This window comes from Microbacterium timonense (assembly GCF_900292075.1).
Taxonomy (GTDB): Bacteria; Actinomycetota; Actinomycetes; order Actinomycetales; family Microbacteriaceae; genus Microbacterium; species Microbacterium timonense.
On the sequence record NZ_OLMV01000001.1, the window covers coordinates 571,970 to 583,107 of the forward strand.

7 protein-coding genes are annotated in these 11,138 nt (G+C 69.1%); 3 read left to right on the forward strand and 4 right to left on the reverse strand.

The features are described from left to right. Positions 1–15: 15 nt before the first annotated feature. Genes C9992_RS02785 through ileS form a run of 3 tightly spaced genes read right to left on the reverse strand, consistent with a single transcriptional unit; the run spans position 16 to position 5,191 of the window. On the reverse strand, positions 16–417 hold the full coding sequence (locus C9992_RS02785; RefSeq protein ID WP_106814052.1) for a DUF4233 domain-containing protein: 402 nt from the start codon (positions 415–417) through the stop codon (positions 16–18). Further along, positions 414–1,772 (reverse strand): bifunctional folylpolyglutamate synthase/dihydrofolate synthase, encoded by a 1,359-nt coding sequence (locus C9992_RS02790; RefSeq protein ID WP_106814053.1) that lies wholly within the window; start codon positions 1,770–1,772, stop codon positions 414–416. The genes C9992_RS02785 and C9992_RS02790 overlap by 4 nt, the downstream gene beginning before the upstream one ends. Then, positions 1,769–5,191 carry an isoleucine--tRNA ligase gene (gene ileS, locus C9992_RS02795; RefSeq protein ID WP_106814054.1) on the reverse strand — a complete coding sequence of 1,141 codons (3,423 nt, stop codon included), beginning with the start codon at positions 5,189–5,191 and terminating at the stop codon, positions 1,769–1,771. Before ileS ends, C9992_RS02790 begins: the two co-directional genes overlap by 4 nt. Before the next feature lie 327 nt (positions 5,192–5,518). On the opposite strand from ileS, the gene C9992_RS02800 reads away from it, so the two are divergent. Further along, positions 5,519–6,871 (forward strand): MFS transporter, encoded by a 1,353-nt coding sequence (locus tag C9992_RS02800; protein ID WP_235007938.1) that lies wholly within the window; start codon positions 5,519–5,521, stop codon positions 6,869–6,871. Between the two features lie 214 nt (positions 6,872–7,085). Here C9992_RS02800 and C9992_RS18305 read toward each other — a convergent pair whose 3' ends face one another. Further along, positions 7,086–7,955, reverse strand: a complete 870-nt coding sequence (locus C9992_RS18305; RefSeq protein WP_235007939.1) for an endonuclease domain-containing protein — start codon at positions 7,953–7,955, stop codon at positions 7,086–7,088. A gap of 333 nt (positions 7,956–8,288) precedes the next feature. Between C9992_RS18305 and valS the strand changes: the two genes are divergently transcribed. Together valS and C9992_RS02815 are read left to right on the forward strand one after the other, a co-directional pair. Next, positions 8,289–10,883 carry a valine--tRNA ligase gene (gene valS, locus C9992_RS02810; protein ID WP_235007941.1) on the forward strand — a complete coding sequence of 865 codons (2,595 nt, stop codon included), beginning with the start codon at positions 8,289–8,291 and terminating at the stop codon, positions 10,881–10,883. Continuing rightward, complete coding sequence (locus C9992_RS02815) at positions 10,883–11,131, forward strand: hypothetical protein (protein WP_106814056.1); 249 nt, start codon at positions 10,883–10,885, stop codon at positions 11,129–11,131. Before valS ends, C9992_RS02815 begins: the two co-directional genes overlap by 1 nt. Positions 11,132–11,138 lie beyond the last annotated feature (7 nt).

Genomic DNA, 11,138 nt, shown 5'->3' on the forward strand with positions numbered 1-11,138 from the left:
GGTCTCCGTTCCGGGTCAGGCGTTCGGCGAGGGATCCGCCGTGCGGCGCGCATTGCGCCGGTCGAGGGCGGCCCCCTTGATCGTCGCATACGCGTACATGCCACCGAAAATGAGTGCCACGATCGCGAGGGCGGGCACCAGGAAGGCACCGAGGGCCACGACCGCCTGCAGCACCCAGCCGACCACGATCCCCCACCGGTACCGGACGAGCCGCGCGGTGAGGATCATCAGCACCGCCAGTACGGAACCGGCGACGATCCCCCACCACGGCTCGATCGGCTCCGGCAGCGCCTTCAGCCCGTAGACCACCAGTCCTGCCAGGAAGGCGACGATCGACTCGAAGCCGAGCACGATCGCCGCGAGCGACTCCGCCGCGCCGCGCGTGCGCCGCTGCCGGGCCGGTGGCGTGAGGCTCACTGGTTCCACCCGCCCTTCCAGTCCTCCGAAGCCGCCAGGGCGAGCGCCTCTCCCGCGAGCACGACCGATCCGGCGATGATGACGGCACGACGGTCCGAGGCGGCCGCCCACTCGCGCGCCGCGTCGGCCGCCTCGGCCAGGTCCCGGTGCACCGAGACCCTCACGTCGTGGCCTTCCGCGAGGTCTGCAATCGCATCGGCGTCTTCGGCACGATCAGAGTCGGGCGTGGTGGCGAACACGTGGGCCGCGATCGGGGCGATCGCCGCCACGATGCCGGCGGCATCCTTGTCGGAGAGCACCCCCAGCACCACCCCCCACTCGTCGAAGTCGAACGACTCGCGCAGCGCGGTCACGAGGGCGCGCGCACCGTGGGGATTGTGGGCGGCATCCACCAGCACGGTCGGCGCGGCGCCGACGAGCTGCAGGCGGCCCGGAGACGTCACGCTGCCCAGACCCTCGGCCAGCACGTCGGGAGCGATCGCCTGGGTGCCACCGCCGACGAGGGATTCGACAGCCGCGATGGCGAGGGCGGCGTTGAACCCTTGGTGACCGCCGTACAGCGGCAGGTACTCGTCCGGGTAGGTCGCTGCCAGGCCCCGCACGGTGATCTGCTGCCCGCCCACCGCCAGGCGCTGTTCTGCCAGGCCGAACTCCTGACCCTCGAAGGCGATCGAGGCGTGGTGGGCGGCTGCCGCCTGTCGCAGCACCGCCTCGGCGGCGGCGTCCTGCTTCGCCGACACCACGGCGGCGCCGTCCTTGATGATGCCGGACTTCACGGTGGCGATCTCGCGGATCGTCCCGCCCAGGCGGTCGGCGTGGTCGACGTCGATCGGCGCGAACACCGCGACGTCGCCGTCGGCCGTGTTCGTGGAGTCCCACGACCCGCCCATGCCGACTTCGAGCACGAGCACATCGATCGGCGCGTCCGCGAACGCCACGAACGCGAGCACCGTGAGCAGCTCGAAGAACGTCAACGGCGCGTCGTCCTCCGATGCCAGCTCGGCGTCGACGATGTCGACGAACGGGACGATCTCGTCCCACGCGTCGGCGACAGCCGTGTCGTCGATCGGCTCACCGTCGATCATGATGCGCTCGGTGAAGCGTTCGAGATGCGGGCTCGTGAACAGACCCGTCCGCAGTCCGTGCGCGCGGACGAGGCTCTCGATCATGCGGCTGGTCGAAGTCTTGCCGTTCGTGCCGGTGACGTGGACCACCCGATAGGTCTTCTGCGGGTCGTCCAGCAGCTCGAGCACGCGCCGCGTGCGTTCGACACGCGGTTGCACCCATCGCTCGCCCTGCCGCTGCAGCAGCGCCTCGTAGACGGCATCTGCCCGTCGACGGTCCCGATCGCTCATACGGATGCCTCCACCTTGGTCACCGAGACGGTGAACGCGCCGCGGTTCGCGAAGTCGCCGGCCGCGTGCGTGCGCTCGAGATCGCTGCCCGAGGGGATCATGCTGGCCAGCACCGCGCCGTCGGCCAAGAGCACCGTGCCATCCGGTCCCACGACCGAATAGTCCACGGCGAGGGTCTCCCCCGCGACATCTGCGGTGCCGAACGCGCCGGCGACCGCGGCTGCGTCGCCGGGATCCTCGAAGGCGAGCCGCAGGTCGATGCGGTCGCTGACGTCGAAACCGGCCGCCTTCCGCGTGTCCTGGACCGCGCGGATGATGTCGCGCGCCAGGCCCTCGGCCTCCAGCTCCGGAGTGGTCGTGGTGTCCAGCAGAACGAAGCCGTCCCCGGCCAGCAGCGCGATCGCCGTGCCGTCCTCGACGCCGCCGGCTTCGAGAGTGAGGTCGTACTCCCCCGGCTCGAGCGCCACGCCGTCGACGACGACCACGCCGTCGCGCTCCTCCCACACGCCCGCCTTGGCGCCGGCGATGACGTGCTGCACCTGCTTGCCCAGACGCGGGCCCGCGGCACGCGCGTTGATCGTCAGGCGCTTGCTGATGCCGTACTGCTCCGAGACATGGTCGCCGAGCTCGATGAGCTCGACCGACTTGACGTTGAGCTCGTCGCGCAGGATGCCCTCGAACTGACCGAGAGCGGCGGCATCCGGCACCGCGACCGTCAGCGACGGCAGCGGCAGGCGCACGCGCCGGCCCTCCTTCTTGCGCAGCGCGTTGGCGACGCTGGATGCCTCGCGGACCGCATCCATCGCGGCGCGGATGTCGTCGGCGGCGGGGAACGCATCGGCGTCGGGCCAGTCCTGCAGGTGCACGCTTCGACCGCCGGTGAGCCCCTGCCAGATCCTCTCGGACACGAGCGGGATGAGCGGCGCGGCGACGCGGGTCAGCGTCTCGAGCACCGTGTAGAGCGTGTCGAACGCCTCGCGGCTCTTCGGGTCGTCGGAGACGCCCACCCAGAACCGGTCGCGCGATCGCCGGATGTACCAGTTCGTCAGCGCCTCCGCGAAGTCGCGGAGCTTCGCGGCGGCGAGGGTCGAGTCGAGAACCTCGAGGTCGGCCGCGACATCGCGAACGAGGTCGCCGGTGAGGGCCAGGATGTAGCGGTCCAGCACGTCGGTCGAATCGGTCCGCCACGACGCCTCGTAGCCCTCCGAGCCCGACGCGTTCGCGTAGGTCGCGAAGAAGTACCAGGCGTTCCACAGCGGCAGCAGGAACTCGCGCACGCCGGCGCGGATCCCCTCCTCGGTGACGATGAGGTTGCCCCCGCGCAGCACCGAGCTGGACATCAGGAACCACCGCATCGCGTCGGATCCGTCGCGATCGAACACCTCGCTGACGTCGGGATAGTTGCGCAGCGATTTCGACATCTTGAGGCCGTCGCTGCCCAGCACGATGCCGTGGCACGACACGCCCGTGAAGGCCGGGCGGTCGAACAGCGCCGTCGAGAGCACGTGCATGACGTAGAACCAGCCGCGCGTCTGGCCGATGTATTCGACGATGAAGTCGGCGGGTGAGTGCTCGTCGAACCATTCCTGGTTCTCGAAGGGATAGTGCACCTGGGCGTACGGCATCGAGCCGGAGTCGAACCAGACGTCGAAGACGTCCTCGATCCGGCGCATCGTGCTCCTGCCGGTCGGGTCGTCCGGATTGGGCCGCGTCAGCTCGTCGATGTAGGGGCGGTGCAGGTCCACCTCGCCGTCGGCGTTGCGGGGCAGCCGGCCGAAGTCCCGCTCGAGCTCTTCGAGAGACCCGTAGACGTCCACGCGCGGGTGCTCGGGGTCATCGCTCTTCCATACCGGGATCGGCGAACCCCAGTACCGGTTGCGACTGATCGACCAGTCACGCGCACCCTCCAGCCACTTGCCGAACTGTCCGTGCTTGACGTTCTCGGGCACCCAGGTGATCTGCTCGTTGCCGGCGATCATGCGGTCCTTGATGTCGGTGACACGCACGAACCAGCTCGACACCGCACGGTAGATGAGGGGGTTCCGGCAGCGCCAGCAGTGCGGATACGAGTGCTCGTAGCTCGCCTCGCGCAGCAGGCGCCCCTCCTGGCGCAGCAGCCGGATGAGCGGGCGGTTCGCATCCATCCAGAGCTCACCGGCGACGTCGGTGACCTGCGGTAGGAAGCGCCCGCCGTCGTCCAGGCTCATGATGAGCGGGATGCCGGCGGCCTCCGTGACCCGCTGGTCGTCCTCACCGTATGCCGGCGCCTGGTGGACGATGCCGGTGCCGTCGCCGGTCGTGACGTAGTCGTCCACGAGGATGCGCCAGGCGTTCTGCGTACCCCAGACCGAGGCATCCGCGTAGTAGTCGAAGAGACGGTCGTATGCGACGTCCTCGAGCTCGGAGCCGGTGATCGTCTGGACCACCGCGTCCCGGGCGGCCTCGGGCGAGTCGTAGCCGAGGTCTTTGGCATAGCCCCCGAGGAGCTCGTCGGCCAGCAGATAGCGGTGGGCGTAGGCCTCCTCGGCCTCGTCGGCCTCTCCGTCGGGCGCACGATGCACGTCGGCGGCGCCGTTCGGCCCACCGGGCACCACGACATAGCGGATGTCGGGCCCCACGGCCAGCGCCAGATTCGTCGGCAGCGTCCAGGGAGTCGTCGTCCACGCCAGCGCGCGGACGCCCGTCAGCCCCAGGGACTCGGCCTTGGCGCCGACCAGCGGGAAGGTCACCGTCACCGACGGGTCCTGCCGCATCTTGTACACGTCGTCGTCCATGCGCAGCTCGTGCGCCGACAGCGGCGTCTCGTCGCGCCAGCAGTACGGCAGCACGCGATAGCCCTCGTATGCGAGGCCCTTGTCGTAGATGGTCTTGAAAGCCCAGAGCACGGACTCCATGTACGACAGGTCCAGCGTCTTGTAGCCGCGCTCGAAGTCGACCCATCGCGCCTGACGCGTGACGTAGTCCTCCCATTCGCGGGTGTACGTCAGCACCGATTCCCGCGACTTCGCGTTGAACGCGGCGATCCCCATCGCCTCGATCTCGCTCTTCTCGGTGATGCCGAGCTGCTTCATCGCCTCGAGCTCGGCGGGCAGGCCGTGGGTGTCCCACCCGAACACGCGGTCGACCTTCTTGCCGCGCATCGTCTGGAACCGCGGGAACAGGTCCTTGGCGTATCCGGTGAGCAGATGTCCGTAGTGCGGCAGTCCGTTGGCGAAGGGAGGGCCGTCGTAGAACACCCACTCTTCGGCGCCGTCGCGCTGATCGATCGAGGCGCGGAACGTGCCGTCGGCCTGCCAGAAGGCGAGCGTCTCGCGCTCGATCTCAGGAAAGCGCGGGCTGGGAACGACGGAAGCCGCGCTGCCCGGGGTCGTCGAGGCGTCGGCCGCTGGTCCGAATGCGGAGGGGCGGGGATAGGTCATGTTCTCTCGCAGGTGCTCGCTCGTGTGCTTCCTGCGGGGACGACCCGGACGGGATGCCTCTCCCGACGGACCGCGGTACCACCCTGCGTTGACGACTCGGATCCTTCGACGGACTCAGGGACCGAGCAGTCCACTCTCACAGCGGCTGTGACGGGCCTGCCCCGCTCGGTTCTAATGAGGTCGTCGCGTGTGCGGCTTCCCGTTCTTCCGAGAGCTCCCCGGTGATGGCCGGATCTGCGCTGGTGCGTCGATTCTACCGTCATGGGGAGCACCGGGAATGCGGGATGCCGCCCCGGGGTTTCTGGACTCGTGCCAAGATTGACGTCCGTGACCGCAGCCCCCGCATCAGAGTCTCCTCTGCCTCCCGCCTCCGCCCTCGAGGCCGCCCCCGCCCGACGCGTCGCCTGGGCGTCGATGGTGGGGACCTCGCTGGAGTCGTTCGACTTCTACCTGTTCGCGTACTTCTCCGCCTTCTTCGTCGGACCGCTGTTCTTCGACCCGCTCGGTTCCTTCGGCGCGACGAGTGCGGCCTTCCTGACGATCGCGCTGGCCTTCGTCGTGCGCCCGATCGGCGCGGTGATCTTCGGCTACATGGGCGACCGGCTCGGGCGGCGCACGACGCTCCTGTGGACGGTCGCGATCATGGGCATCGCGACCGGTCTCATCGGTCTGCTCCCCACGTACGCGCAGGCCGGGTGGCTGGGGGCGATCCTTCTGATCGTCCTGCGGATCGTGCAGGGGCTGTCGCTCGGCGGCGAGTGGGGAGGCTCGATCCTCATCGCGACAGAGAATTCCGGACCGGTCAAGCGCGCGTTCTACGCCGCCATCCCGCAGCTGGGCTCACCGGTCGGCTCGATCCTCTCGGCGGCCGTCTTCATCGTGCTGACCGCGGTCCTGCCGGCCGACCAGCTGGCCGAGTGGGGATGGCGCATCCCGTTCCTCCTGGCGATCCCGCTGCTTCTGGTGTCGCTGTACCTGCGGTGGTCGATCTCCGAGACGCCCGTCTTCCAGGACGTCGTCGCGCAGGGTCGTCGTGACCGGATCCCCTTCGTGACGATGTTCGCCAAGCGTCCCGGAGCGATGCTCATCGCCATCGGCGCGGCGCTCCTGGGCATCGGCTCCTACTCGCTCATGAACACCTACACGGTGAACTACGGGGTCGAGCAGCTCGGCTTCAGCTTCCAGGACCTGCTGGTGGCGACGACCATCGGCGGCCTGCTCCAGCTGGTGACCATCCCCTTGTTCGGCGCGTGGGCGGGTCGGATCGGATCGGCGCGCGTGGTGCTGTGGGGAGCCCTCGGCACGCTCCTGATCACCTTCCCGATGTACTTCCTGCTCCAGTTCGCGACGTTCCCGATCCTGGTCGCCACGATGATCGTCGGCGGCATCCTGCCCACGATGTCATGGGCGGCGCTCGGCGGTCTCATGAACGACCTGTTCCCGGACTCGTTCCGCTACTCCGCGCTGTCCTTCGCCTACGCGCTGGCGGCGACCATCAGCGGGTTCGTGCCCTACCTGACGCTCGAGCTCGGCGCGGCGACCGGCTTCGCCTGGTGGCATCCGGGAGTGATACTCGCGATCATGTCCGCCGTCACGCTGGTCTCGGCATGGCTCGCGGCGCGCCGCCGGGCCGAGCCCGAGATCGCGACGGCCCCGGAGACCGCCAGCGCCGCGGTCTGACGGACTCGGCTCGCACTCCACGGCTCGCACTCCACGGCTCGCACTCCACTGCCCGCGCCGAGATGACGGCATGTGCCCAGATGAGGAGCGGCCCCGGCTAGAACGTCCTCACGCCGGCACGCTTCCTCATCTGGGCAAGGGCATCGAGGGCTGACGTTCATCACGGCGCACCGACGGGAGAGCGCCGTGCGCGCGGCGCCGCGAGGCATCGGCGTCAGCGGGCGAGATGGAGGCCTTGAGCGACCGCCGTCATGATCAGCTGCTGCACCATCGGCCAATCGTCCATCACCTGCCAGTACCCCACCCGGATGACGTGGTATCCGCGCAGGAGCAGGTCGGCATCATGCGTGATGTCGGCGCGCCGCTGAGTGCCGACGTGGTGTCCGCCGTCGATCTGCAGCACGAGTCGTTCGCCGATCAGGAAGTCCACCGGCCGCCCCAGGATCCACGCCTGCGGGAGGATCCGCACGTTCATCCAGCGCAGGCGCCGCGGGACGAAGGACTCCAGTCCCGAGTCCGCGAACGGTGACGCTTCGTCGAGAACGGCACGGGCGAAGGCCGGCAGCGGGAGTCGCCCGAGCACCGTCTTGTCGACCAGCCCGCGGTTGAGTGCGGAGTCCCACACCGCCAGCGCGTGCTCTCGAGGCTGACATCTCGCGACGACCACCAGAGTGTTCTCGATCGAGTCTTCGAGACAGTGCGGTGGTCTTTGCACGACCGGCGTGCACCAATGCACGACGGCCTTGCGCCCGTCCACCGGATCCCCGCCGCCTCGTTCGATCGTGACGCCGCCGCTGTTTCCCGGCGCCGCCACGTGCGGCCGGTCCTCCATGGTCACCCAGAGTCCGAGGCGCTTGGCCCGGGTCACGCACGTCAACACGACGCCCGCCCTGGCCGCCGCGACGAGCAGCGGATCGGCATCCGGCAGCGCCAGCCACGACCGCCGGACACGCAGCAGGCGCTGCTCCCGCACGTGGCGCGCCAGCTCGTTCTTCCCTGCGCCCAGCTCGATGAGCATCGCCTGGCGCGCGATCCCGTCGCCCTCGCCGAGCGCGCGCATCCACGGGGGCTGCGAACGGTTCATCTTCGGAATGCTCCTCTCCGATGCCGCCGTATAGGCGGGACCACGGCGCTTCTGTGGAGGCCGCGACGCAGGTGGCGCAGGTGGAGGAGGCGTCGATATCGGTACTGCGCACGGGGACCCGCCGGATCGAGCCGGATCGAGGAGGGATGCCGAGATGAGGCCGCAGGGGCGCCCCAGCTCCCGCATCCGGGCACATCTCCTCATCTGGGCATCACGTGCGGTCTGGGCATCACGCGCAGAAGTCCGGGCACCCGGGCACCCGATACAATCGAGCGACATCCCACACTCAGGCACGCTCACACGGTGCCGCACATATCGCTCGAGGAGTTCTCCATGACCGACGCCCGCATCTCGCAGGGTCAGATCCCCGAAAAGCCCGCACTGGAGGGCCTCGAACAGAAGTGGGATGCGGCGTGGTCCGCGCAGGGCACGTACCTGTTCGACCGCGCGCGGGCGGCCGAGGTCGGCCGTCCGGGTGTCTACTCGGTCGACACTCCCCCACCGACGGCCTCCGGCTCGCTGCACATCGGGCATGTCTTCAGCTACACGCACACTGACGTCAGGGTGCGGTTCGAGCGCATGCGCGGCAAGACGGTGTTCTACCCGATGGGGTGGGACGACAACGGCCTGCCCACCGAGCGACGCGTGCAGAACTACTACGGCGTGCGCTGCGACCCGTCGCTGCCGTACGATCCGGACTTCACCCCGCCGTTCGAAGGGGGCGACAACAAGTCGAGCCGTGCCGCCGACCAGGTGCCGGTGAGCCGCCGCAACTTCATCGAGCTGTGCGAGCGACTCACCGTCGAGGACGAGAAGCACTTCGAGTCCCTGTGGCGCTCTCTGGGACTCAGCGTCGACTGGACTCAGACGTATCGCACCATCTCGGACGACACGATGCGCACGAGCCAGCTCGCCTTCTTGCGCAATCTCGAGCGCGGCGAGGCGTTCCAGGACCTCGCCCCCACCCTGTGGGACATCGACTTCCGCACGGCGGTCGCCCAGGCCGAGCTCGAAGACCGGGATCAGCCCGCCGCCTACCACCGCGTGGCCTTCCACAAGAGCGACGGCACGGGCGACGTCTTCATCGAGACGACGCGCCCCGAACTGCTTCCGGCCTGCGTGGCCCTGGTCGCCCATCCCGACGACGAGCGGTATCAGCCGCTGTTCGGAACGACGGTGCGCACCCCGCTGTTCGACGTCGAGGTTCCGGTGCTCGCCCACCCGCTGGCGCAGCAGGACAAGGGCTCGGGCATCGCCATGATCTGCACGTTCGGCGATGTCACCGACATCGTCTGGTGGCGTGAGCTGCAGCTGCCCAACCGGACGATCCTCGGGCAGGACGGTCGCGTGCTGGCCGACGCTCCCGACGTCATCGTGACGGATGCCGCGAAGGCGGCGTATGCCGAGCTCGCCGGCAAGACGGTCTTCAGCGCGAAGAAGCGGATCGTGGAGCTTCTGCAGGAGTCCGGCGAGATGGAGGGCGAACCCAAGCCCTTCACGCACGCGGTGAAGTTCTTCGAGAAGGGCGACCGGCCGCTGGAGATCGTCTCGACCCGCCAGTGGTACATCCGCAACGGCGCTCGCGACGAGGCCCTCCGCGACAAGCTCATCGCGCTCGGCAAGAGCATGTCGTGGCATCCGGACTTCATGCGCGTGCGCTTCGAGAACTGGACCAACGGGCTGACCGGGGACTGGCTGGTGTCCCGACAGCGGTTCTTCGGCGTACCCATCCCGGTCTGGTACGCGCTGGACGAGAACGGCGAGCGGGACTACAGCCGGGTTCTGACCCCCGACGCAGCCTCGCTGCCGGTCGACCCGTCGACCGACGTCCCGCCGGGGTACACCGAGGAGCAGCGCGGCGTCCCCGGTGGTTTCGACGGCGAGAACGACATCTTCGACACGTGGGCGACGTCGTCGCTGACGCCGCAGCTCGCCGGCGGGTGGGAACGCGACCCGGAGCTGTGGAACCTCGTCGCGCCGTTCGACCTTCGTCCCCAGGGGCAGGACATCATCCGCACGTGGTTGTTCTCGACCCTGCTGCGCAGCGCCCTCGAAGAGGACCGCGCACCGTGGTCGGATGCCGCGATCTCCGGCTTCATCGTCGACCCCGACCGCAAGAAGATGTCGAAGTCCAAGGGCAATGTCGTCACGCCGGCCGACATCCTCGCCCAGCACGGGTCGGACGCCGTCCGCTATTGGGCGGCATCGAGCCGTCTGGGGACGGACGCGGCCTTCGACCCGCAGAACCCGACGCAGATCAAGATCGGCCGACGGCTGGCCATCAAGGTGCTCAACGCCGCGAAGTTCGTGCTGTCGTTCCCGGTGCCCGAGGGAGCACAGGTCACCCACGCGCTCGACGCGTCGATGCTGACGGCGCTGGACACGGTCGTCCGCGACGCCACGAAGGCGCTGGAGGCGTACGACCACGCGCGCGCGCTCGAGGTCGCGGAGTCCTTCTTCTGGACGTTCTGCGACGACTACCTCGAGCTCGTGAAGGAGCGGGCGTACAACCAGAACGACGTCGGTCAGGCATCCGCCGCCCTCGCGCTGCGGATCGCGCTGTCGACGCTGCTGCGTCTGTTCGCCCCCGTCCTGGCGTTCGCGGCCGAGGAGGCCTGGTCGTGGTTCAACGACGGGTCCGTCCACACCTCAGCGTGGCCGGAGCCGCTCGGCATCGAGGGGGATGCCGCTGTGCTCGGTGTCGTGGGCGAGGCGCTCATCGGGATCCGCCGCGCCAAGACGGAGGCGAAGGTGTCGCAGAAGGCACCCGTCTCGCACGTCACCATCGCCGCGCCCGCCCACGCCGTTGCCGCGCTGCGCCTGGCAGAGGGTGACCTGCGCGCTGTCGGACGGATCGGCGAGATCCGTTACACCGACGCCGACGCGCTGGCCGTCACGGAGATCGAACTGGCCCCGCAGGAGGACTGATGCAGCTCGGAACACGCTGGACCTCAGGAGACGAACCGCCCGCAGGGGTCCCGGACGCGCTGCGCCGGGGCATTCGGGCGGTCGACGAGACCATACCCGCCGATCAGCTCGGTCAGCCGCGGCCGCGCTGGACCCTCACGTGGCTGGAGGGGAAGCCGCTCGCCGAACTCGACACGGGCGTCATCGTCTCGCTCAATGAGGACGGCGAGGCGGTCGCCCGCAACGACCCGGAAGACGGCTTCGGCTGAGCAGTCC